This window comes from Shewanella sedimentimangrovi (assembly GCF_017354965.1).
GTDB classification, from domain to species: Bacteria; Pseudomonadota; Gammaproteobacteria; order Enterobacterales; family Shewanellaceae; genus Shewanella; species Shewanella cyperi.
In genome coordinates, this window is sequence record NZ_CP071502.1 from 2,415,046 (window position 1) to 2,438,050 (window position 23,005).

General features: G+C 58.0%; 23 protein-coding genes. 13 read left to right on the top strand and 10 right to left on the bottom strand.

Translation table 11 applies throughout. From position 1 onward, the window contains the following. Nucleotide 1 precedes the first annotated feature (1 nt). The 3 genes from JYB85_RS10500 to JYB85_RS10510 form a co-directional block, all read right to left on the bottom strand. Nucleotides 2–352 (bottom strand): VOC family protein, encoded by a 351-nt coding sequence (locus JYB85_RS10500; RefSeq protein ID WP_207379263.1) that lies wholly within the window; start codon nucleotides 350–352, stop codon nucleotides 2–4. Nucleotides 353–384: 32 nt separating this feature from the next. Next, nucleotides 385–1,089, bottom strand: coding sequence for a DUF445 domain-containing protein (locus tag JYB85_RS10505; protein ID WP_207379264.1), 705 nt, complete (start codon nucleotides 1,087–1,089; stop codon nucleotides 385–387). A gap of 70 nt (nucleotides 1,090–1,159) precedes the next feature. Further along, on the bottom strand, nucleotides 1,160–1,588 hold the full coding sequence (locus JYB85_RS10510; RefSeq protein WP_207379265.1) for a GNAT family N-acetyltransferase: 429 nt from the start codon (nucleotides 1,586–1,588) through the stop codon (nucleotides 1,160–1,162). Nucleotides 1,589–1,777: 189 nt separating this feature from the next. Between JYB85_RS10510 and JYB85_RS10515 the strand changes: the two genes are divergently transcribed. Further along, nucleotides 1,778–2,155 (top strand): VOC family protein, encoded by a 378-nt coding sequence (locus JYB85_RS10515; RefSeq protein ID WP_207379266.1) that lies wholly within the window; start codon nucleotides 1,778–1,780, stop codon nucleotides 2,153–2,155. A gap of 61 nt (nucleotides 2,156–2,216) precedes the next feature. Here the strand turns inward: JYB85_RS10515 and JYB85_RS10520 are convergent, their stop codons facing one another. Continuing rightward, a complete protein-coding gene (locus JYB85_RS10520) occupies nucleotides 2,217–3,212 on the bottom strand; it encodes a 2Fe-2S iron-sulfur cluster-binding protein (protein ID WP_207379267.1) in 996 nt (331 codons plus the stop codon). A gap of 210 nt (nucleotides 3,213–3,422) precedes the next feature. Between JYB85_RS10520 and JYB85_RS10525 the strand changes: the two genes are divergently transcribed. Then, nucleotides 3,423–6,479 (top strand): DUF748 domain-containing protein, encoded by a 3,057-nt coding sequence (locus tag JYB85_RS10525; protein WP_207379268.1) that lies wholly within the window; start codon nucleotides 3,423–3,425, stop codon nucleotides 6,477–6,479. Between the two features lie 156 nt (nucleotides 6,480–6,635). Beyond that, nucleotides 6,636–6,992 (top strand): glutaredoxin family protein, encoded by a 357-nt coding sequence (locus JYB85_RS10530; protein WP_207379269.1) that lies wholly within the window; start codon nucleotides 6,636–6,638, stop codon nucleotides 6,990–6,992. A 134-nt stretch (nucleotides 6,993–7,126) separates the two neighbouring features. On the opposite strand, the gene JYB85_RS10535 is transcribed toward JYB85_RS10530, so the two are convergent. Then, nucleotides 7,127–7,816: a hypothetical protein gene (locus JYB85_RS10535; RefSeq protein WP_207382033.1), complete on the bottom strand. Its 690-nt coding sequence runs from the start codon at nucleotides 7,814–7,816 to the stop codon at nucleotides 7,127–7,129. A gap of 90 nt (nucleotides 7,817–7,906) precedes the next feature. Between JYB85_RS10535 and JYB85_RS10540 the strand changes: the two genes are divergently transcribed. Continuing rightward, nucleotides 7,907–8,356: a hypothetical protein gene (locus JYB85_RS10540; protein WP_207379270.1), complete on the top strand. Its 450-nt coding sequence runs from the start codon at nucleotides 7,907–7,909 to the stop codon at nucleotides 8,354–8,356. Between the two features lie 52 nt (nucleotides 8,357–8,408). Here the strand turns inward: JYB85_RS10540 and yqfB are convergent, their stop codons facing one another. Further along, nucleotides 8,409–8,729: a N(4)-acetylcytidine aminohydrolase gene (yqfB, locus tag JYB85_RS10545; protein WP_207379271.1), complete on the bottom strand. Its 321-nt coding sequence runs from the start codon at nucleotides 8,727–8,729 to the stop codon at nucleotides 8,409–8,411. Nucleotides 8,730–8,916: 187 nt separating this feature from the next. On the opposite strand from yqfB, the gene JYB85_RS10550 reads away from it, so the two are divergent. Further along, nucleotides 8,917–9,108, top strand: a complete 192-nt coding sequence (locus tag JYB85_RS10550) for a DUF2986 domain-containing protein (RefSeq protein WP_207379272.1) — start codon at nucleotides 8,917–8,919, stop codon at nucleotides 9,106–9,108. A 2-nt stretch (nucleotides 9,109–9,110) separates the two neighbouring features. Here JYB85_RS10550 and JYB85_RS10555 read toward each other — a convergent pair whose 3' ends face one another. Together JYB85_RS10555 and JYB85_RS10560 are read right to left on the bottom strand one after the other, a co-directional pair. After that, a complete protein-coding gene (locus JYB85_RS10555) occupies nucleotides 9,111–10,589 on the bottom strand; it encodes an MATE family efflux transporter (protein WP_207379273.1) in 1,479 nt (492 codons plus the stop codon). Between the two features lie 9 nt (nucleotides 10,590–10,598). Continuing rightward, nucleotides 10,599–11,438, bottom strand: a complete 840-nt coding sequence (locus JYB85_RS10560) for an ion transporter (protein WP_207379274.1) — start codon at nucleotides 11,436–11,438, stop codon at nucleotides 10,599–10,601. Nucleotides 11,439–11,697: 259 nt separating this feature from the next. Between JYB85_RS10560 and JYB85_RS10565 the strand changes: the two genes are divergently transcribed. From JYB85_RS10565 to JYB85_RS10580, 4 genes are all read left to right on the top strand, one after another. Then, the gene (locus JYB85_RS10565) at nucleotides 11,698–12,177 is read left to right on the top strand and encodes a L,D-transpeptidase family protein (RefSeq protein ID WP_228289742.1); all 480 of its coding nucleotides are present in this window, start codon (nucleotides 11,698–11,700) and stop codon (nucleotides 12,175–12,177) included. 10 nt (nucleotides 12,178–12,187) lie between these two features. Next, nucleotides 12,188–12,802: a VOC family protein gene (locus JYB85_RS10570; RefSeq protein WP_207379275.1), complete on the top strand. Its 615-nt coding sequence runs from the start codon at nucleotides 12,188–12,190 to the stop codon at nucleotides 12,800–12,802. Beyond that, nucleotides 12,799–13,407 (top strand): DUF938 domain-containing protein, encoded by a 609-nt coding sequence (locus tag JYB85_RS10575; RefSeq protein ID WP_207379276.1) that lies wholly within the window; start codon nucleotides 12,799–12,801, stop codon nucleotides 13,405–13,407. The genes JYB85_RS10570 and JYB85_RS10575 overlap by 4 nt, the downstream gene beginning before the upstream one ends. Nucleotides 13,408–13,538: 131 nt before the next feature. After that, on the top strand, nucleotides 13,539–14,384 hold the full coding sequence (locus JYB85_RS10580; protein ID WP_207379277.1) for a D-hexose-6-phosphate mutarotase: 846 nt from the start codon (nucleotides 13,539–13,541) through the stop codon (nucleotides 14,382–14,384). A gap of 133 nt (nucleotides 14,385–14,517) precedes the next feature. On the opposite strand, the gene JYB85_RS10585 is transcribed toward JYB85_RS10580, so the two are convergent. Then, on the bottom strand, nucleotides 14,518–15,129 hold the full coding sequence (locus JYB85_RS10585; protein WP_207379278.1) for a TetR/AcrR family transcriptional regulator: 612 nt from the start codon (nucleotides 15,127–15,129) through the stop codon (nucleotides 14,518–14,520). A gap of 129 nt (nucleotides 15,130–15,258) precedes the next feature. Here JYB85_RS10585 and JYB85_RS10590 point away from each other — a divergent pair, with 129 nt between their 5' ends. The 4 genes from JYB85_RS10590 (at nucleotide 15,259) to JYB85_RS10605 (ending at nucleotide 20,107) form a co-directional block, all read left to right on the top strand. After that, on the top strand, nucleotides 15,259–16,362 hold the full coding sequence (locus JYB85_RS10590) for an MBL fold metallo-hydrolase (protein ID WP_228730079.1): 1,104 nt from the start codon (nucleotides 15,259–15,261) through the stop codon (nucleotides 16,360–16,362). 119 nt (nucleotides 16,363–16,481) lie between these two features. After that, a complete protein-coding gene (locus JYB85_RS10595; protein ID WP_207379279.1) occupies nucleotides 16,482–19,574 on the top strand; it encodes an intermembrane phospholipid transport protein YdbH family protein in 3,093 nt (1,030 codons plus the stop codon). Nucleotides 19,575–19,588: 14 nt separating this feature from the next. After that, nucleotides 19,589–19,777 carry a YnbE family lipoprotein gene (locus tag JYB85_RS10600; protein WP_228730080.1) on the top strand — a complete coding sequence of 63 codons (189 nt, stop codon included), beginning with the start codon at nucleotides 19,589–19,591 and terminating at the stop codon, nucleotides 19,775–19,777. A gap of 9 nt (nucleotides 19,778–19,786) precedes the next feature. After that, nucleotides 19,787–20,107, top strand: a complete 321-nt coding sequence (locus JYB85_RS10605) for a YdbL family protein (RefSeq protein ID WP_207322733.1) — start codon at nucleotides 19,787–19,789, stop codon at nucleotides 20,105–20,107. Between the two features lie 57 nt (nucleotides 20,108–20,164). Here the strand turns inward: JYB85_RS10605 and JYB85_RS10610 are convergent, their stop codons facing one another. Continuing rightward, the gene (locus JYB85_RS10610) at nucleotides 20,165–22,993 is read right to left on the bottom strand and encodes an ExeM/NucH family extracellular endonuclease (RefSeq protein ID WP_207379280.1); all 2,829 of its coding nucleotides are present in this window, start codon (nucleotides 22,991–22,993) and stop codon (nucleotides 20,165–20,167) included. Nucleotides 22,994–23,005: the final 12 nt, after the last annotated feature.

Here is a 23,005-nt window from a genome sequence, read left to right on the forward strand (position 1 = left end):
CTTACTCCGACCAGACGGCAAATTCATTGCCGCTGGGATCCGTGAAATGAAAGCGACGACCGCCGGGGAAGGAAAAGACCGGTTTGATTATCTCGCCACCCTTGGCAACGACGCTGGCCTCGGTGGCCTCAAGGTCGGCACTGTAAATCACCAGCAAGGGACTGCCCCTTTGGGTATTGAAGTCGGCCTCGGCACGGAAGAAACCGCCGTCTATGCCTGCGTCGAGAAAGCAGCTGTAGTCCGGGCCATAGTCCTGAAACTGCCAGCCAAATACGGCGCTGAAAAAGCCTTTTGTGGACTCAAGATCCCGGGCAGGAAGCTCCAGGTAATTGATACTGTGATGTTTTTCCATACTGTTCCCCTGTTGATTGGCTTATTACCAGCTTACGCCTGCAGCAGTCCGGCCACAAGGCCAATGAGACCTCCGAACACCCCGCCCCAAACCACCAGCCAACCCAGGTGCTCGCGGATCATCTGCTGCACCAGGGTCTTGACCAGCTCAGGGGTCAGCTCATCGAGTCGACTCTGAACTATCTGCTCCACCTGGGCCTTGAGATCCTTAAGCATGTCCGGCCGCTCCAGCTCGGCCTTCAGCAGGCCATGGAACTCCTCGGAGCCGGATATGGTCACCAGGGAAGCCTTCATCTTCTCTTCAAAGGGCTCTTTCATGGGCATCAGCGCCTCGGTGCCGCCGAACATGGCCAGCATGCCGCCAAAGGAGGACTGGGCCACAGTCGCTACCAAGGCATCGAAGGCCGGCCCCAGGTCGATTTGCTCGATAACACCTGAGAGGTCGAGCGCCCTGTCACCGGCATTACTGCTCAGAAAGCGGTCGATATTCTCATCGGTGAAAAACTGCTCCATCATCAGGTTGCGGATGGCGGCCTTGAAATCCTCAAAGCGGGCCGGGATCACCCCAGAGCCATACAGGCCGGGCACCTTCTCAAACAACATGTGCACCGCCAGCTCATTGGTGACGGCACCCGAGAGGGAAAACAGACCGACGGACAACAGCAGGGGCTGGTGGGCCACCAGGCCTCCGGCGGTCATGGCGGCGGCCAGGCCATTGGTTAACAGGCTCTTGTTCACTGGAATACTCCTGCAGGAATTCGCTGAAATGGCGGCATTTTAGCAAAATTCAGACACGAGTCGAGCGGGGTCAGGCCGGTCCCATCAGCTCATAGACGGTGCGATCGCCGCTGTGCTCATCAAGCACCACCGAGGTGCTGGCGCTGACATGGGTGCGGCGCACGGCCAACACTTCGGCCTCCAGGGCCAATTCCTGGGCCTTTTGGATCAATCGCTTGTCTATGCCCTGCTCCCGATAGGCCGGCGTGACGTAGAGATCGTCAAAATACCATAATGGTTTCAGAAGGATAGATGAAAAAGAGGGATAGAGCTGGATAAAGCCGACGGCATTGTTTTCGTCCAGGGCGAGGAAAATTACCGAATCGTTTTCCCGCAGGCGGGCCCCAAGGAACTCGCGGGCGGCCAGGGGATCCGAGACTTGTCCGAGACTTTGACGATAGGCGTTAAACAGGGGAACCAGATTATCGAGATCGATAGCCGAAGCCAAACGTATCTGCATACTTCATCCTTGAATTAATACTACGACCATGGGCAGTGCCCTCATGTGCCATTCAGTGAATAGACGGAATATCTTGTTGTTATTGCGCCACCTTAACATATTTTTGACGGTGGTAAAGTGCTATTTTACAACCACATGCGGACGTAAAGGCTACACTTGATCTTACCCTTGGAAAGAGTGGAAAACCCAATGAATTCGCCCTTTACCACTCCGGGAGCCCTGGGTTGGCACGAGCTCGCCAGCCGGGATCCCAGGCAGTCCATGAGCTTCTACAGTCAAGTTTTTGGCTGGCAGTTCAAGACCATCAAATTGCAGGATGGTCCCTATCACATCATAGAAAATCACGGTGAGGCCATAGGGGGTATTGCCCCCGACAAGGGTACGGGACCGGCCCGCTGGACCGGCTATATTACGGTGGAAGATGTGGACGCCGTGGCCGCCACGGCCCGCAGCCTGGGGGGCAAACTGCTCTATGGGCCGGAGGATATCGCAGGTATTGGCCGTTTTTGCTGGCTTGAGGATCCCTTGGGAGCTGTGATTGCCGCCATCAGCTACCTCAAGGACTAATATCTCAAGGACCAAGAGCCATCAGCTTCCCCAAGAGCTAAGTAACCAAAGGGCTAAGCCATCAACGTGGGCTGCGGCGCAAATCCCGGTATTCAAAGCCCATCACATGGATGCGGTCCATGGGCAAGGCGGCAAGAAACGCCATCTCACGGACGGCGGCCACCATGGCCGGTTCCCCCAGAATAAACAACCTCTGGTGGCGCTCCAGACTGTGGCGTGCCGGCACAATATCCTGGGGTTCGGCCAGGATAACCCTGTTGTTGTCTATCCTGTCGGCCTCGCTGCGACTGCTGATCAGTGCCTGATAGTGCAACTCCCGCCGCTCCAGCATCCGTCTCAGCAGTTCCCTATGCAGATAGAGATCCTCCAGATTGCGACCATGGTGGTAGAGGTAAATCTTGCCCCTGTGGCCCGAAGCCATGGCCTCCTCCACTATGGCCGCCGCCGGCCCTATACCTGTGCCACCGGCCACCACTATCAGTTCATCTTCAACGAATTCTGCACGGTAGCAGCACTCCCCCCAGGGCTGACTGAGCTGCAATTGCTCTCCCACTTTGGCCTCGTGAAACAGCCAGTGGCTGAGTTTGCCATTGTGTTTGCGCCTTATGTGCAGGGTCAGGGTGTCGGCGTTTTCACGACTGGCAATGCCATAGGTACGGCTGAACATGCCGGGTACCAGCAGGCTTAAACATTGACCGGCCCGAAAATGCAGGGGAGTGCCGGGTTTGAGCACCAGCCGCACCACCGAGTCGGTGAGCCATTGCTTGTCGACGATAACGGCAGCCTGGTAAAAGGCCTGGTCGAGGCTGGCGAGCACCAGTTTATCCCTGGCCGGACACTGGCAGGCCAACACCAGCCCCGCCTGTTTCAACCCCGCTTCCAAGCCGCGCTGGGCTTGTCTGGGAATGGGTCCGGCCTTGTGTTGCAACAAGCAACTGCGGCACTGGCCCTTGGTGCAGGAATAATTCACAGTGGCGCCGTGGCGCCTGAGGGCAGCCAACACTGTCTCACCGGGCAGTGCGTTAAAATTGCTGTCATCGAGGATAAAACGTGTCATTGCCTGGAGCTTGTCCCTTGGATACCGACGGGTGCTGATGTCAGCCACAAGATGAAAGCCCAAAAGGTTAATGTCAAGAAAAGAGATTGTTTTAATTGAGTTTGTGCTGAGTAATTGCGCTGCATTCAACTGAAATAAGCTAGGTAAATTACCGGGCTATTGGTTACACTTAGACTCTGGAACCCGCTTGTCTTATCAAGGTTTTTGATAATGTTTTCCCCCGTAAAATCCCTGTGGCAGCGCTTTGTAAAGCTGCCACGCAGTCTGCGCATCGCCGGCTATTTGCTGTCTGGCTATCTGGTTTATGCTTTCCTCTTTGGGCTGGCACTGCCGGCACTGCTCGGTGCCATGCTGCCCGGTAAGCTGAGCGACCTCACCGGCCGCCCGGTCAGCCTCACTCAGCTGAGCATTAACCCGTTCACACTCGAATTGGAGGCCCGGGAATTTGCCCTGGCCGAATCCGACGGCAGCCCCTTCACAGGGTTTGAGCGTCTCGGGGTAAACTTTTCCCTGTGGCAAAGCATCTTCAATGGCGCCCCCACCCTGGCAAATCTGGAACTTGAGGGACCTTTTGGTCATTTGCTGCAACGGGCCGACGGCAGCTTTAACTTCAGCTCCCTGCTGCCAGCCAAAGATTCAACCCCCACAGACACAGCGCCAGCGGCGATACCCGCCTTCGTTATCGACAGGCTGCGACTTGGCCGCGGCCAATTCAGTGTGACGGATCAGGTCCACGGTATTGATTTGCACTATCCGGACATCAATTTCAGCCTGATGGCCCTGGACAGCCGGGCCGCCCTGGCCGATATCGAACATAACCGCTTTGAACTGCATCTGGCGGACGACAACCAGGGGCAGTTTTCTTTGAATGGCCATTTTGACCTGAATCACCCCGGGGCCGAGGTTGAGTTCCAGCTCGCCAATCAATCATTGCTGAAATTCTGGCCTGCCCTGGAAGGCAAGCTGTTGCTTGAACCCCAAAGTGCGCGCCTGAGCCTGGCAGGTAAACTGACCCTGGGGCTGGGTAACGATAGCAAGCCCGAGGTGGAATTCAGCAAGGGCCGCTTGGTGTTGTCAGATGTGGCGCTCAAGCCCGCAGACGGCGAGCCCCTGAGTCTTGCCAGCCTGGCGCTGGACGGTATCCGGGTCTCCCTGGCCCAAAAACAGGCTAATGCCGAACTGCTGGCCATCGACGGTCTCAAGCTCGCCACCGCGTTCGATAAACAAGGCCTGGGGCTGCAAAGATTGTGGCAATCACAGGCGCCGGAGACGACAGAACAGATTGGCGACACAGTAGCGGCTGCCGACACAGAATCACAGGCGCCACAGTCGGCGATAGAACCCGATGCGAACAACGCCTGGACGGCGCGCCTTGGCCGTTTTGAACTGGGCAACAGCGAGCTGCTTATCCATGAATCCTCCCGCTTGGATAAGGTTGTGGATTGGCGCATCAGCGATATCCAACTTGAGACAGGCGCCCTTGGCAGCGATCTGACTCAGGCCGTAACCCTGGCCGCATCCCTGAACCTGGGCCGCAATGACAAACCCGAGCAGGCGGCATTGAACCTTAACGCCACTGTGATCCCGGACAGTCGCCAGGCCGAAGGGCAACTGAAGTTGGCCGGGCTGGATCTGAGCCAGTTTGCCCCTTATCTGGAGCCCTTGGTGCAGTTGGAGCTGCAGCAGGGAATATTGGGAGTCGCGGGTCAATTCAAGCTCGATGGTGAAGGGCAGCTGCGGTTTGAAGGTGACTCGACGCTGACACAGTTGGCTGTGCTGGATACCCGGGCCAAGGTCCCCCTGCTGAAATGGCAAAAGCTCGACGTTGCCGGGCTGCAAATCGATTTGGCGGCCAACAGTATCGAGATTGCCTCGCTGGACCTGTTTGAGCCCTATGGCCGCATCATAATTCACGAAGACAGGACCACCAATATCAGCGATCTTCTGGTGAAGGCGCCCGAGTCCCAAGGCACGGAAACCGCAGCACCCAAGCCCGCCAAGGCAAGCACTGAGGCAGAGCCTGTAAGGCCCATGACCATCAGCGTCACCGAGATCAATATCCATCAGGGCTCGGCCTTCTTCGCCGACAACTCACTGACACCCCACTTTGCCTCGGGGATTGAGCTGCTGGAGGGCAAGATAAGCCAGCTGTCGAGCGATCCCAAGGTGCGCTCGAGCATAGATATCCAGGGCAAGGTGGACAGATATGCCCCCGTGGTGCTCAAGGGCGAAATGAATCCCTTGCTGGAGAAGCCCTATCTGGATCTCGACCTGTCGTTCCGCAACGTGGAGCTGACCTCGGTCAATCCCTACTCGGGCACCTATGCCGGTTACTACATAGACAGGGGCCAACTGACGCTGGAGCTCAACTATAAGCTCGACAACAACCGCCTGGTGGGCAGCAACCATGTGGTGGTGGATCAACTCAAGCTGGGCGAACCCAGCCACAGCGATCTTGCCACCTCCCTGCCTGTGACTCTGGCCATCGCCCTGTTGCAGGACAGTAATGGGGTGATAGATCTGGGGCTTGAGGTTAAGGGCGAGCTGGATGACCCCAGCTTCAGCATCGGCGGTATAGTGCTCAAGGCCTTTACCAATTTGATCACCAAGGCGGTCACGGCCCCCTTCTCACTGCTGGCGGCGCTGGTGGGCTCGGACGAGGAATTGGACAGCCTGGCCTTTGCCCCCGGCATGGCAAACCTCGGTGATGCCCAAACCGGTAAGCTGGGCGCCCTGAGCAAGGCACTGACCGCCAGGCCCGCACTCAAGATCACCCTCGAAGGCCAGGTGGATCCCAAGCTCGACGGTCCGGCACTGGCCGAACTGGCCCTGAGGCAGGAATTGCAAGCCCTGGCAGGCGATGCTGAGCTGCCGGAAGCCCTCGGCGCCAGCGCCTGGCCCGTGGATGGCCCCCTGGCCGATGCCCTGATTCGTCGCTTTGACAACCAGAACAACCAGGGGTCGGCCCAGCTCAAGGCCGACATAGCCGCCAAGCTGGCCACCGAAGCCGAATTTGCCAACGCGCCGGATGCCCTGGCCCAGGAAACCAACAAGCGTTGGCACATCACCCTCTACAATCTGCAACACAAGGCCATGCCGCGCTCGGACGACAGTTTGGGGGCACTGGCACAGCAAAGGGCGCAAGCGGTCAAGGCGGCTCTGGTGGAACAGTTCCAGCTGGCGCCGGAGCGGATATTCCTCAAGGAAAGTCGCATCAAGCTGGCCAAGGAAGGCGCCAGGGTCACTTTGGAGCTGGGCGCCGACTAAACACTCAATTAGGCGCTGGAGAAGCGCTCTATTGAATCAGGAACATTGAAACCGGACTATTGAAACCGGAAAGCGCCTTGCAATAGCCCCCCTTTCGGATACACTGCCACCGGCCCTGATGGGCCGGTTTTTTTATGTGTAATTAAAGGAATTTCTATGGCAATCATTCGTTGGCTGCTCGGACGGCTCATTCTGCTGTTCGATGCCCTTTTCAGCCCCAGGGCCCCCAAGCGCGCCCCCGAGCAACAGGCCCAGCTCGATGAGCAAACCAAGCCGCTGGCGCTCTACCAGTACGCTGCCTGTCCGTTTTGCGTCAAGGTGCGCCGCGCCATGAAACGCCAGGGGCTGAACATAGCCCTGGTGGATGCCAAGCAAGCCGAACATAAACAACTGTTGCAACAGCACGGCGGCAAAGTGCAGGTGCCCTGCCTGCGCATTGAGGAAGCGGGAGAAACGCGCTGGTTATATGAGTCAGGGGAAATTATCCAATTCCTGCAACAGCGCTATGCCTGAGCCAAAACAGCAAAAGGCCCGACAATGTCGGGCCTTTTGTTGATTCCGGGAATTGGGCTCTGCCTTCTATTCCTTTCCAATGTTGCCTATTTTTTCCACAGGCCATTTCTTCCACAGGCTATTTTTTCCACAGACTATTTCTTCCATAGATAGACACGGTCCGAGTAATCCGCCAGCCATTCCGGCTTATAGACCACCAGCAGGGTCACGGCCATGCCGTTGAGCAAGGCCTCGGGAAAGGCCAGCAAGGGCGCTAACTGCCAGTAATTGTCCCAGATCACCCCAGGCTGATAGTCCCGGCCCCACCACAACCAAAGTCCCCACAGCAGCTCATGGCTGAGTTGTGACAGACCGGCGTTGATAAAGGCACCACAAAAAATAAACACAAACAAATGCTTGGGAAGAATGTGGAAACAACGATTGTAAAAAACGAAGGCGATAAACAGCGGCCACCAGAACCCCAGCAACACCAGGGCACCGAGCTCCGCCGGTGACTTGAGCACCAGCAAACAATAGAAGCTTGCCGGCAAGAGCAATAGCACTGTGGCCAGGCGCCAGCCCAACATCAACATCAGGGTCACCAGGGCCAGGAAATGCAACTGCATCGCCGGCTGCACGCTGGCATGCATCAACCACAGCGCGGTTACGGCCAGCAGCGCCACCAGGGTGCGCCGCTGTGCCGCCCTGTCTCCCAGCCAAACACGTAACTCGGCCGTGGGCCAAATCAGCCAAAGCCAGAATGCCGCAGCGCACCAGGCGAGCAACATGGCGCCATTAAGCTGCCAATGAATACCGCTGAGGGTCTGTTGCCAGAATTCCACCATGGGAGAGGGTTCCAATCTGTGGCCTAAGCCATTACTCTTGCTCTTGAATTATCATGCAATCCAACGCTCTCGCCCAAGGAAATTGTGCCTGTGAAAGTCAAATCCCTGTTTATCCTCGCCATTCTGCCACTGTTGTTGCAAGGCTGCGCCAAAGACAGAGGCCTGCCGGAGCGCAATGAGGCCCTGATTGGCAAGGTCAGGGATAAGTTCGAGCAGGATATTCGCGCCAATGGCCTGAAGCTCTTCACCTACAGTCTGATGCGCAGTGGCGTGGAGGCTCAAAATGCCCCGATAAGGCTCGAGCAACAAAAGCGCCAGCCACAGCCAAAAGCCGGGCGCCGGGACAGGGACAACGCGCTGGAGCAATGGGAGCAGCAGGTGGAACTGGGTCTTGCCAACACCCTGAAAATGAATGGCTATTGCCGCGATGGCTATATTGAGATCAGCCGCCTGGTGGAAAGCGACAGGGCCGAGATCCGCGGCGAGTGCAAGGAAGGCGCCAGCGAAGAAGACAGGCGCCACTTTACATCACAGCGCTGAAGGACATCGCAAGGCTGAGAGGCTTAACAAGCTTGAGTCAGGCTGTGCCTGTTCAGCCCTGCAGCAATTCAAAGCGTATCAGATACAGCTGTTCCAGCCCGGGATAAATTTCACCAATCAAAAGTTTAAGCTCGGGCAGTGACATGTTTTCCGCCTGGGCATGCTCCTCATCCAATTCAGAAAACGCCAGCGGCGTGACCGCCAGAATGCGGATATCGCAAAACCAACGCCCCTGTTCAAAGGTAACGACCGGCAGCTCCTGGCCTGGCACCAGACCCGACTCGGACTCGTCCCGCAGTGTGATGGTCTTGCGTCCGCTGAGAATATCCGCTTCGAAGCGTTCGAAAAAGGAAATGGATGACATGGGCGTCATGGTATTACTCCTGAGAAATCAAGGCTTACCTGTATACCCAAGTGCCGGGTGTTTGACCAGAACAACAGGGTAACGACGGCAATTTTCGCGAGCGGGCGCCCAAAAAGTCGCCCCGGCGGCCACTTTGGGGTAGAATGCCGCCTCTTTTTGGCCGCCATGGGCGCGGCCCGCACAGTAGATCGATACCATGAACAAGAGACAAGCTATCATCAAAAAACTGGCCAAGCGTGCCAAGGCCAGGGACAACAAGAAGGAAAAGCCCAAGGTCGGCGCCAAGGAGCGTTACATCTCCAAGGCCGAACGCGCCAAGCTGGAAGCTGCCGAAGCCGCACAAGCCGAGGCTGAAAACGAGTCAAGCGAACACGCGCCCGAAGCCTGAGCTCAGGCTTCCTGACGCGATCCCGGCAACTCGGTAGCGGCGGTGGCGCCGACACAGTCCTGCTCTTCGGTCAGCTGCGCCATCTGGGTGCAGGACGATGACATGGGCGTAACCGACACCGGCACTTCCTCCGCCGCTTCCGTGTGCTCAGCCGCATGTCCGGCGGCAATCCTGTCCACCAGAGCATAGGCGGTCAGCACACCCGCAATACCAAACAGCACTGACCCTGCCACCTGCCCCAGCAACACCCCGTAAATCCCGCCCCACTTGGCCCCAAGCCAAATAAAGGGAATGGTCCCCAAGGTGGCCTTGCCCACGTTAAAGAAGGTGGAATACTTGGCCTTACCCAGGTTGTTGAACGAGGCATTGGCCACGAACAGCATGCCGGAAAAGACAAAGAACACGGCAACATAGCTCATAAAGAAGCGCACAAACTCCGCCGATTCGACCCCAAGTTCAAAGGCCCCTATCAGCGCATCCTTAAGCAGGAACAGCAGCAGGGACATGGCCAACACATAAACAGTACAAAAGAGAATAGACTGGGTCAGGGTTTGCCTGAGACGGTCGATACGACCGGCACCGAAGTTTTGCCCCACTATGGGGCCTATGGCACCGGAAAGCGCGAAGATCATGCCAAAGGCAACCGGCACCACCCGGCCAACCACGGCCCAGCCCGCCACATAGGCATCACCGAATTCCGCCACCGCCCGGGTCATAAAACCATTGCCTATGGGAGTGGCCACGTTGGTCAACATGGCGGGGCCGGCGATGGCGAAAATGGGCGCCAGATCGGCGCGAAATGCCTGCCAGTCAAAGCGCCCCAGCAGGCCATGTTTGACCAGCACCCCGTGCCCTGCCACCAACAGCACCGACAGGCGTGCCAGCACAGAGGCCACCGCGGCGCCCTCGATGCCCATGGCCAGTAAAAAGATAAACAGCGGATCCAACGCCGCATTAACGCCGCCGCCCACCAGGGTCGACACCATGGACAGCTTGGCATCACCCACGGCCCGCAGTGCGGCCCCCATGGCCATGGCCAGACAAATCAGCGGCAAAGACGGCACCAGAATATAGAGATAACTGGCCGCCAGCTCAGCGGTATGGCCACTGGCCCCCACCAACTCCAGCAGGGCCGGAATATTGAGGCACACCAGCACGGACACCAACACGGCCACTATCAGGGTCACCAGACCCGAGTTGAGCAGCAGTCGCCTGGCCTGCTCCACCTGCCGTGCACCTATGGCACGGGACACCAGGGCCCCCAGGGCTATGGCGAGGCCAATACCTATGGAGGTGGTGAAAAAACTGATGGTACCGGCATAGCCCACTGCGGCTGCCAGCTCATGCTCCCCCAGCATGCTCAGGAAAAAGATATCCAGCAGATCCACCAGAAACAGGGCGGAAATGCCGATGGCGGCGGTGGAACTCATCACCAAAATGTGGCGCAGTATCGAGCCTTCGACAAACTTGGCTTCGGCCATGGCTTTCCCTTAAATGTCCTGCGGCAGCTCGCTGCCACACTGATTGCAATAATGGGCGGACGTTTCATGGCCCGTCTTGAGGCAGTTGTCGCAGCGGCGCAGATCCCGTCTGTGGCCCATTTCCTGGGAAATTTCCGCCGTCAGTATGCCTGTGGGGATGGCAATGATCGAATAACCCAGCAACATGGTAAAGGCGGCGATGGCCTGCCCCAGCGGCGTCTTGGGGGTGATATCACCGTAACCGACCGTGGTAATGGTCACTATGGTCCAGTAAATGGACTTGGGAATGGAGCTGAAGCCGCTGGCAGGCCCTTCCACCAGATACATGATGGCGGCGAGCACCATAATGATAAGGCTCACCGAAAAGAAGAAGATAAACACCTTGCGGCTGGACTGCATCATTGCCCGCAGCAGCAGGTTGCCCTCGCTGAGATAGCGCAGCAGCTTGAGGACCCGGAAAATCCTAAACAGTCGCAGTACCCTGACCACCAGCGCCAGGTTGGTGCCGGGCAGCAATATGGCCAGGTAGCTGGGCAATATCGACAGCAGGTCCACCAGACCGTAAAAGCTCAGGGCATATTGGCGCTTGTTGGCACTGCAATACAACCTCAGGCCATACTCCAGGCTAAACAACAAGGTAAAACACCACTCAAGCACGTGGATCAGCGTACCATAGCGGCTGTTGACCGACTGCACTGTGTCCAGCAGCACCAGGATCACGCTGACTATGATGGAGATAATCAGCCCTATATCGAACCAGCGACCGGCTGTGGTATCGGTGCCGAATATGATGATCCGCAGCTGGCGTTTAAATTGCGATTCCTGGGGCTCGGGAATTTGCTCTGTCATTGACTGTCCTGCACTGTTAACCGCCCGGGTTTCTTATGGGCGGTACCTTCACCGGTCGCTTGTCGGCCATATGGGGCATGGCAACTGACATTTCAGTGGCTTAATGTGATCGAGCGCCCAGTTTGCCATGGCGGCCGGGCAAGCTCAAAAAGATTCTGCAGCCGGTTCACCTTAAAGCGGCTTATGGTTACAATCATCCCAACCGGCCCAGGAGGCCTTTGCCCAGAGAGAGTCCATGTTTCGTACCCTGTTCATTGCCATGCTGCCCCTGCTGTTTGCCACCCAGGTAGCGGCCTCTTCCAGGCTCCCGGGCCAAAAGGCCGATCTGGTGGTGGTCAATAAATCGGAATATACCCTCAAGCTGTTTGCCAAGGGCAAGTTGCTTAAGCAATTTCATATCGCCATGGGTGACAATCCCACCGGCCATAAACTGAAGGAAGGGGATCAACGCACCCCCCAGGGGCGTTACCGGCTGGACTATAAAAAGGTCAACAGCGCCTTTTACCGCGCCATACATATTTCCTATCCCAATGAAGAAGATCTGCTGCGGGCCAAGGCCCTGGGGCTCAAGCCCGGCGGCCAGATCATGATCCACGGCCAAAACCCCAATTCGGAACTGAGCCCGGAAGAGGCCCAGCTCTATAATTGGACCAATGGCTGTATCGCCCTCACCAATCCGGAGATGGATGAACTCTGGCAGGTGATAGACGAAGGTACGCCGATAGAAATCTGGCCCTGAGGAAGTGCCCATGTCTCTGACTCTGGCCCAACTGCAAAGAGATTGGCAGCCCTTTGCCGATGATATTCAGGCACTGGCACAGTCCCTCGACCTGATGGACACAGCCCAAGGCTGGCACTGCGATCATGTGGCCCTGCGGGTCAACAGCACGGCGGCTGCCGAGGCACTGGTGCAGGAATTTGAGGCCATAGGCACTGTCATCAGCAATAACCTGATAAACGGCAGGCCAATCCTTATCATAGCCCTGGACGAACCGCTGCAACTGGGTCCCTGGTCCATCGATTGTGTAGAACTGCCCTTCCCCGGCGAAAAGCGTTATCCGAAAGAAGGTTGGGAACATATAGAACTGGTGTTCCCCTGCAAGGCAGCCGACTGTGATGCCCTCGAAGCGGCCCTCGAACAGGCGCTACCCACTGTGGCAAAACGCATTAAAGCCCCGGGAACACTGCGCATCAAGGCCAGCTCCCCCCAGGGTGAGCATGAGCGCCTTGCCAACCCCACCTTGGCCTTCAGTGATGACAAGGTCTGCATCAAGCTGCATCCCCACGGCATACGCGACATCATTGCAAGTGAAAATGCCAGCGTGGTAGCCAGCGTGAGCGCCAATAAGAAAGCCGCGCCGTGAGCCAGTTGCCCTTCTCCCAGGCCTGTGAAAACAACAAGGCGCCAATTCTCGAGGTGCTGAGACACAGCTTTGCCTCTGTGACCCGGGTGCTGGAAATTGGCTCGGGCACGGGACAGCACGGGGTGTATTTCAGCGCCGCCCTGCCCCATATCAACTGGCAATGCAGTGACATGGGCAATCTCGCTGCCCTCAATGCCCGCCTCGCGCTGGAGGGACGGGGGCGTCTGTCCAAAGCCCTGGTGCTGGATGTCAGCGGGCCCTGGCCAGCACTGGAAGTGGATGGCATCTTCAGCGCCAACACCCTGCACATCATGGACAGGGCCTCGGTCGAATGCTTCTTTGCCGGTGCCGGACGTGTGCTTGGCGCTACCGGCCAACTCTGTATCTACGGCCCCTTCAACTATGGCGGCGACTATACCAGTGCCAGCAACCGCGACTTCGATGCCTGGCTCAAGGCCAGGGACAGCGTCAGCGGCATCCGCGATATTGAATGGGTACTGCAACTGGCGGATGCTGCCGGCTTTGCGCTGATGCAGGACCATGCCATGCCGGCCAACAACCGTCTGCTGCACTTAACTAAAGTAAGCAAAGACAGCCAAGGCTGAGCTGTTTGCCGCTGCGAACAGGCCGCTCGCAAATCAGGCCGTCCAAGCGCTTATCCCCACAGCAAAAAACCGCTATGCTGGCAGCCAATTACCTAAGCCAGACAAGCATCTCATCCCGGGAGGATTTTCTTATGGGCAAGCTGTCCCGTCACCAACACCCCAACGGCCTGGAATATCTGCAGGTTGAAAGCGCCCTGTGTCAGGCGCGGATTTTTTTCCAGGGCGCCCAGATAGACTCCTTCATTCCCACCGGCAAGGCGCCCTTGCTGTGGGTTTCAGACGCCGATGACTACAGTCCCGGCAACGGTATCCGCGGCGGCATTCCCGTGTGCTGGCCCTGGTTCGGCATGGATGGCCGCGACGGCTTTCCCCAACACGGTTTTGCCCGCACCCGGGAGTGGCAGTTGTTGTCCCATGAGTGGCAAGGCGAAGTGCTGGCGCTGGCATTCGGCCTGGAGATACAGGAGGCCGACCGCCGCTTCTGGCCCCATAACAGCCAGGTGGAACTGCATTTTCTGCTTGGCGAGAGCCTGACGGTAAGCCTTATTAACCGCAATCTGGGCCAGGAGCCGGTGCGCATCACCCAGGCTCTGCACAGCTATTTCCCCATAGGTGACATTCATGCCCTGCGGGCCACAGGTTTTGCCGGTGCCCGCTATATCGAGTTCGGTGAGGGTCCCTATGCCCAGGACGGCGATGAGGTGCACTTCGATAGAGAAACCGACCGGGTCTACACCCAACTGGGGGCGGTGCAGCAGCTGCATACCACAGATGGCACCATAGAAGTGTCCCGCGAACACAGCCACTCGGCTGTGCTGTGGAATCCCTGGATAGACAAGTCCAAACGTCTTGCCCGTTTCAATGATGAGGATTACCTGACCATGGTGTGTCTGGAAGCGGCCAATGTGCTGGAAGATGCACTTGAGCTGGCGCCGGGCGAGAGCCACTGCCTCACCACCCGCATCCGTTGGTGCTAATACTGGTGCTGATGCGGGCAAATTGCCTTAAATAACAATGCCGCAGTAAATAACCCACCTTCTGAAGAAGGTGGCTTAGGGCTGAAAACAACAATGCCGCAGTCAACTGCGGCATTTTTTATCAGTGTGAAATTCAAACCTGATAATAATTGAGGAACATGTCCACGGCGGCCTCGGCCACCTTATGTTGCTCTTCCTTGGTCAGAGGTTCTCTCATGCGGGTCAATTGCGGCCAAAAGGCCGCGCCCTTCAGCATGGCCGACAACTGCCCCATGGCTTCGCCCACGTCCATGGGCTTGAGCCGACCATCCGCCAGCGCCGCTTTGAGCCAGCGCCCAATGGCGTTATCCGTCATATCGGTATTTTTCATCTGCTCCCGCATGCCTTCCGGGTGAAACAGAAAGTGGCCAAAGCCCACCCGCACCAGCTCCAGATAATCGGGTCGACTCATAAGCTCAACCTGAGCCTTGGCCATTTGCAATAACTGGGGTTTAAGGGCTGCATCGGCCCGGTACTTCACCCCGAGATCCGCATTGGCCCGGTGCCAGACTTCGGTTATCAGCACCAACACCAGGGCTTCCTTGGTGGCGAAATGGTTGTACACGGTACGCTTGGATACCTGGGCCAGGGCCGCTATGGCATCCATGCTGGTGCCCTGCACGCCCTGCTGCTGGAACGCCTGTCTGGCGGCATCCAGTATGGCCTGGCGTTTGAGTTCACTGCGGGTAAGTTTGCCGCTCTGCACTTATGGGGATCCCCGATTAAGGTTTGCAGACGATTTTACACTGACTGGTTTACTTTTATCAAACCCATAAGTAAACTGCTCAGTGTAGTTTACTTGCATTTATTGCCAACAGAATACCAAGGGGGTTGTATGAGCCACACACAGCAACTGACAGCTGAGCCAATGTTTCACAATGAAGGCGCGGTATTTCACCAGGGCCGCTTTCACAATACCCGGGTAGCCTTTGAAACCGATGCCGCCAACCTGTGGCAAGTCACCAAGGCGTATCTTGGCGCCAAACGCGCCGCCCCCAGACCCGATGTGGCAGTGCCTCTGTGCGAGATAGATGAGGCTGAGCTGGCCCGTGATGAGGCCCGCCTCTATCGCCTCGGCCACTCTACCGTGCTTATCCGCCTCGACGGCAAATGGTTGCTGACCGATCCCGTCTTCAGTGAGCGCGCCTCCCCGGTTCAATGGGCCGGCCCCAAACGCTTCCATGACAGCCCCCTGACACCTGAGCAACTGCCTTTCATTGATGCCGTGATATTAAGCCACGATCACTATGACCATTTGGACAAGGCAGCCATCAAGGCACTGGATGCCAAGGTAGACCAGTTTATCGCCCCACTCGGCGTCGGCCGGCGCCTGCGCGCCTGGGGCGTGGCGGCGGAAAAAATTACCGAACTCGACTGGTGGCAAGGCATCAACCTTGGCAGCATCCGGCTCACGGCAACACCCAGTCAGCACTTTTCCGGCCGCGGCCTGTGGGATAAAAACCATACCCTGTGGGCCAGCTGGGTACTGGCAGGCAAACAGGCGCGGGTGTTTTTCAGCGGCGATTCCGGTTATTTCGAGGGTTTCAGGGAGATAGGCGAGCACTTTGGTCCCTTTGATATCACCCTGATGGAGACAGGTGCCTATAACGAACTCTGGGCCGATATCCATATGCATCCGCAGCAGAGTCTGCAGGCCCATTTGGATGTGGCCGGCATGGCGCTGTTGCCGATACACAACGGCACCTTCGATCTGGCGCTGCACGACTGGTATGAACCTTTGGAGCGGATCGAGGCCCTGGCAAGGCGTCAGGGTGTGGTGCTGCTGACCCCCAGATTCGGTGAACCCGTGTCGCTGCGCAGTCCCAAGCCCACGAACCGTTGGTGGCGCGAACTCATGCCCGAACAAGACCTGGCAATAGCGGCATTGACGGAAGAGCCGGGTTTATGCTCCTTGCGGCTTTTTCCTGATAAGACTTAAGCGCTTAAGCAATCAGGCCTCGGGTGTTGGTTAACACTTGTCGCTGTGCCCTCACCGCCTCGCCGTGCTAGACTGGCCCCAGCACGCATTGCAAGGATATTCAGGGAAGTCACCGACAAGTGTTGAAATTTCGTCTGCGCCATCTGGCCTGGATCATGGCGCTGCTGCTTATCATGCTGGCCTCTGTGCTCTGGTACCAGCGCCAGGCGTTGCTGCAATCCCTGGCCAACAGCGCGCTGCAATCCTTTGACGGCTCGGCCGAGGGACTTGCCCTCGACCCAAATCTGCAAGGACTGCGACTGGAACGGCTCAATTTCAGCTATAACGGCAGTCACATCGCACTCAAACAAGTTGCAATAGGGCTGCGAAAACCCCTTCCCGATCTGCTGTTTGACACCCTCAGGCGCCAGGGGCTCAACGGCCAAACCATTTCCGCCCTGACCTTGGCAGTGCAGCAAGAGTTGGCATCATTAAGCCTTGACAGCGCCGGGGTGCAGCTGGCGCCCCCCGGAAACTCCCGGGACAGAGGCGGTCAGGGGTTGGCCATAGGCCTTGCCAGCTTGCCGCAAATCGCCCTGGGGCCTGTCACCATAACACTCGCCAACGGGCAAAGCCTGAGTCTTGATTATCTGTCCCTGGATCAACAGCGGCTGTTGCACACGGCGCTCAAACTCGATGGCATGGCACTGCTGAACCTGGATGCCGAACTTGGTCGCGAGCAATGGCAACTGCAAAGTGAGCTGAATTTGGCCAATCTGGAGCCCCTGGCCCGCGCCATCAAACAGGTTGACGGCACCGACAGCCTCTGGCCCCTACTGGACGAATTTGAACAAGCCTATCAAGCCCGGGGCATACGGCTTGGTGGCAGTCTTGCCAGCACTGTCAGTCTGAGCCTTACCGATGCCGTCATCAGCAGTCATCACCAACTTGAAAATTTTGAGTTCAAGGGCCTGGGTCTTGAACCCAACTGGCCGCCCTTAATGGAGTTCAGCGCCGATTCCAGTCCTGAGGGGCAGTCATTCAATCTCTCGCCCCTGACGCTGAGCTTGACCCTGGAGCCAAGTGCCGAGGCCTGGACCAGACTTGCCGGACTGGCATCGGCGCCTGCCTGGCTCGGCGTTCAGCCCCTCACCCTGGCATTGAATCTGCCCAAGGGCCTGGGTGCCAGGCACGCACCCGATACCAGCAGCCTCAACTTCGATGGCCGGCTGGCGCTGTCCCAAGGCGAGAGCAAGGCAAATATTGAGCTGTCTCAGCTGCAACTTGAGCGCGACGGCCTGGGCCAAATACAGCTTCACGGTGATTGGCGGATGCAAGGTGGCGCTTCAATCGCTTCACTGCTAAAACGATTGCCAGTGCAGAACGCCGTGGAGAGCGGGCAACAACACTGGCAACTGAACGATGACGCCGCGATCAATCTCACCGGCTCGGGTAATCTGCAGCTCAAGCAAGGTGGAATAAGCGCAGGGCGGGAAGCGACCGGGCAACAACTGAGCCTGTCCTTCAGCGATCTAGAGCTGGCCCTGACGCAACTGGCCCTGGCCTCCACACCAGTTTCCATACCTGCTTCCACACAAGGATCCGCGAACGCCAAACCTCAGCCCACAGCCATGCCTCAAGCCCTGAAGCAGGGCGAGACTCTGTCGCTCACTCTGGACGCCCTCAGCCTGTCATTGGCGCAGCCGCTGGGATTGAGCCTCAGCCGTAACGCCTTAAACCATCTGGGCGTAAACGGCTCTGATGATGAGTGGCAACTGCAGGCCTCTGCCTGGCAAGTGCAATTGCAACTGGAAGGTCTGAAGGCCGACAGGCAGCACCCTGGTGTTCAAAATACGGGCACTCAAAATAAGGGCACTCAGGACAAAAGCCAGGACAAGCTCAGCGTCCAAAGCGCAGGCACTGAGCTGACAGGCCCGGGATTCAGTCTCGATAAGGCGCAACTGGACGCACTGCTCCAATTGGATTCACCCCAGCCTTTCCTGCAAACCTTTGGCGAACTGCAACAGGAGTTCCGGCTTAAGTCGCTCAAGCTTGATTACAGCCGCCCCCGTCCCGGCAGCAAGCGGCTGGAGAATCGTCACTGGCAACTGGGACAGATGACATTCAAAGGCCGATTGGTCCCCGAGAACGAGGGCAAGACCCTCGCCACCTCGGAGCAATGGCAGTTGGATGATGTCGGCCTCAGCTCCAGCCACAAGCTCACATGGCCAAGCCAGGTTAGTGACCAAGCAAGTGACCAGGCTAGCGATAAGCCCAGCCCCTGGCACCCGGCCAAACTCACGGCCAACTGGCAGGCGGACAACAGCCTTGGAGCCTGGCTCAGGCTTGGCACCGGTCTGCTGCCTATGCCACCGGCGCTGCGGCTCAGCGGCGACACCTCGGTGCGCGCCGACGTGGCTATGGATTTTGCCTCGGCGCTGACCCAAATCCACTTAACCCCCAAGCTTTCCGAACTCGAAGGCGCCTGGGACAACTTACCCCTTCAGGGCGGCTCCGCCGAAGCCAACTGCCGGCTGCTGCATTCTGGGGTGGAACACACCCTGGAGCTGGGTTGTCCCAGTGTGAGATGGCAACTGGCCTCGTTCAATCCCGGGGTGATAGTGTCCGACATCCAGGGACGGGGCGATCTCGCCCTGGGTCAGGCCGCCGATGGCAGCCTGTCGGCGCTGAATATCAATCTTACCAGCGAAGGCAAGCTGCTTGATGGTGAGTTCCTGTTGCCCGAATTTGCCCTGCGATTGACCGAGCCCTCCAGTGCCTACCTGGTGTTGCAGGGCCTGAGCCTGGAAAAACTGCTGGAGCTGCAGCCCGTGACCGGCATCTATGCCGACGGCATATTCGACGGTGTACTGCCGGTAAAGCTGGCCCAGGGCCAGGTGAGTGTCAGCGGCGGCAAACTGGCGGCGCGGGCGCCGGGCGGCCTTATCATGGTGCGCAACAACCCGGCGGTGGAGCAAATGCGCGCCTCCCAGCCCTATCTGGAATTTGCCTTTTCCGCCCTAGAGCACCTGCAATATTCCAGCCTGGCCAGCAGTTTCGACATGGCCCCCGCCGGCGATGCCCTGATGAAGGTGGAGGTCAAGGGCCGTAACCCGGGGATTGAACGGCCCATCCACTTGAACTACTCTCAGGAAGAGAATCTATTGCAGTTGCTCAAGAGCCTGCGCATAGGTGAAGATCTGCAGAGTCAGATCGAACAATCGGTGAAATAACAAGGATATCGCCAGTGAAAAAATTCCTCTGTTGTGCGGCAGCCATCTCAGCCCTGTTTCTCGGAGCCTGTACGCCCACGGTAAAGATAGAGCCGCCGGACAAGCCCATAGTCATCAATCTCAACGTTAAGATTGAGCACGAAATCAAGATCAAGGTCGACAAGGAGCTCGACGCCCTGCTGGCCAACGATGAACTCTTTTAGGGAAGAAGAATGATGAAGAAATTGCTGCTGTTGTTGGTCCCTGCCCTGCTGGCATTCCAGGCCATGGCCATGGATTTGCACCAGGCCAAGTCCATGGGCTATTTGGGCGAACAAAATGACGGTTACCTCGGACTGGTGAAGGCCAATGACGAAGCCAGGGCCATCATGGACGAAGTCAACGCCAAGCGCCGGGCCCACTATCAGAAAATCGCCGCCCAAAACCAGATTTCCACCGACGATGTGGCCAAGCTGGCGGCCGAGAAGGCCATCCGCGCCGCCGACAAGGGTGAGTGGATCCAGGATGCCAAGGGCAACTGGTTGCGAAAATAGCCATAGCTTTAAATAAAAAAGCCCGCATTCGCGGGCTTTTTTGCATTGTTAGTGAACTCAGAAGCTCAGGCTGGTGCTATCGCTCAGCTTGTCATTGTCTGTCACTGTCAGGGTGACGCTGTTGGCGCGGCCATCTTTGCGACGCAGCACAAAGTTACCACCGCCCTGGCGCTTATCGCTGAACTGCCAGTGCTGCTTGCGGATGACGCCGTCTTCGTCATAGCTGTCGGAGACAAACAGATCCCAGAACCAGAGGTCAAAATGCACTATGCGGGCCACGGGCTTGTGGGCCACACCCTGCACAGTCACGCTGACCGTCTTGGTCAGGCTGTGGCTCAGGCCGTCATCGTCGGTTACCGTCAGGGTCACCTGATAGTCACCTGACTTGGCATAGGCGTGGCTGACGCTGTCGCCCTGTGCCTGGGTGCCATCACCCAGATCCCATACCTGGCTCACCAGGGTGCCATCCACATCGGTGGCAAGGGAGCTCAGGCTGACATTGCCGCCATCAACGCTGACGCTGAAATCGGCCACCGGCGCCTGGTTTGGCGCTTCCAGCAGCAGGGAGATCACCACAGGATCGTGATCCGAGGAGCGGAAGGCATCCGGCGCATACAGGTTTTGCAGCTGGGTCTGGGTCTTGAACTCTTCGTTGTAATCCAAAATCCGCGGCTCATCCGTGTTGATGTGCCATTCGGTCACATCCACCACCTTGTCCAGCAGGGCGGCGCTTGCCAGGGCGTGATCCAACTGACCCGACTCACCGGAGAACACGTAGGAATAGGCATTTTCCTTGGCCAGATGGGCAAACAGCTCGGTCAGACCGGCGTTGGCCAGTTCGGTCAGCGGATCTTCCTTGGCGTAGGAGTTCAGATCGCCAATCACCAGCACGGGCGCGTCGGCGAACTCGCTGCCGAGGAAGGCGCCAACGGCCTTGGCGGCGCGGCTGCGGGTCAGGTTACAGTTACCCTGGCCGTCGTTCAGATCGGGATCGCCCTCGGCCACACAGTCGCTGCCCTTGGACTTGAAGTGGTTTACCGCCACGACCAGAGGCTCGCCGCTGTCATTGTGACTGAAGGCCTGGGCCAACATGGGGCGGTTCTTGCCATCGTTGAACAGGGGCTGACCGGCATCGTCCAGGGCCGAGTTGGCGCTGGAAAGCACCCTGGCCGCGTCTTGGGGCGTCACGCGATCGGCGCGGTAAATCATACCGACGCTGATGGCGTCCGTACCTATGCCGTTACTGCCGGGCTGAATGTACTGGTATCTCTGCTCACCGATTGCGGCGTTGAGGCTCGCGACCAGTTCGGCAATGGCGGACTCGGCACCGTAACCGTCATTCTCGATTTCCATCAGGCCGAAGATATCGGCATCAATGGCGACCATGGCGCTGACAATCTTGGCCTTCTGACGTTCAAACTCGCTCAGGGTGTTGGCGCCTCGCGCGGTGGGGAAACCGCCGCCCATGCCATCGCCGTTGAAGAAGTTGAGCACGTTGAAGCTGGCCACCTTGAGGTTACCGCCAAGGGCCAATTCCGGCGCGCTCAGGCGTGGATTGCTGGCCACTATATTGACAGTGTCCACCGGCATCAGGCGATACACACCAAAGCCATAGTGCATCACGGCATTGAGGCCGGTGACAGTGTCGCCCACCCGCAGGCTGTTGTCGGCACTGAGACCGGGGGCGGGATAACGCACAGGATCCGGGTTCTGGGCGGTCAGGCCATCGTCCAGCAATATGCTGTCCAACTTGTTGGCAGCAGTCACGGCCAGGGCATCGGCGCCGGGGGCGGCTACCTGGGTGCCCATAAAGTGGCGCTTGCTGCCCAGGGTCACTTCACCGTAGCGGCCCAGGTTATAGACTTCGTTGACCACCAGGTTTTGGCTGAAAGTGACGCGCATGCCTTCAAAGGCTTCCAAATCGGCGCTGTTGGCCAGAGGCAAGCTTATCAGGGCGGCACTCGGCAGCGCCTGATTGTCGGCGCACAGCTTGTGCTCGGTAACCGAGGTCAGCTCGGTCAGGCCCTGGTACTCTGTGACCTTGGCCTTGACGCGGATGCGCTCACCGGCCAGGTAACCGCTTGGGGCATTACCTGTGTAGAGGAACACACCTTCAGAGGTGGCGGGATCGCTATCGACCTCGGCATCGGCCATTTGCAGAAACAGGCCCTTGAGACCGGCTTCCTGATTGCTGGTGACCACGGCTTCCACTTCAACAATCTGACCGTTAAGTGGACTGGTATTGGTGTTGCCCTGCAAGGCGTGGATAGCGGTGGCATCGCTTCCACACTGCATGGCAGCAGGTGGATTTTCCGGCTCCGGTGGCAAGGCGGCAAACAGGCCCAGATCGCTGATATCGTCCTTGGCAAAACCCTGCCAGCTGTCGAAGCTCATTGCATCGTCGATTTGGCTGTCGCCCAAGAGCTGATCGGCCTTGCGTCTCAGGGTATTGTCGGCAGTAGACAGCTCCCCCGTGCCCCACTCGGTGCCGGGATCCACACCCACCTGACCCAGGCTGTCCACGGCCTGACCGTTGTGCAGCAACACTATGGCATCGTCGCCGTTGAAGAAGGCCGCCGTGCTCAACAACTGGGCCTTGGCCAGCAATTCGGCGGAGGCATCGTTATCGGCCACCACATAGGTGGCGCCGGCGGCCAGGGTGCCTTCGAGGGCTATGGTGGTGCCGGCGGTCTGGCTGCCATTGAAGAAGAACTTGAGCTCATACTGGCTCAAGTCCACCGCTGCCGCAGTTGGATTGTAGAGTTCGATGGCCTTGTTATAGCCTGAGCCTTCGACATATTCGGAAATGATTAGCGTATCGGCCGCCTGGGCCAGGGAAGACGCGCTCCCCAGCGCCAGTGCAAGCCAGCTTGCTCTGGATCTCATGATTAACCCCTA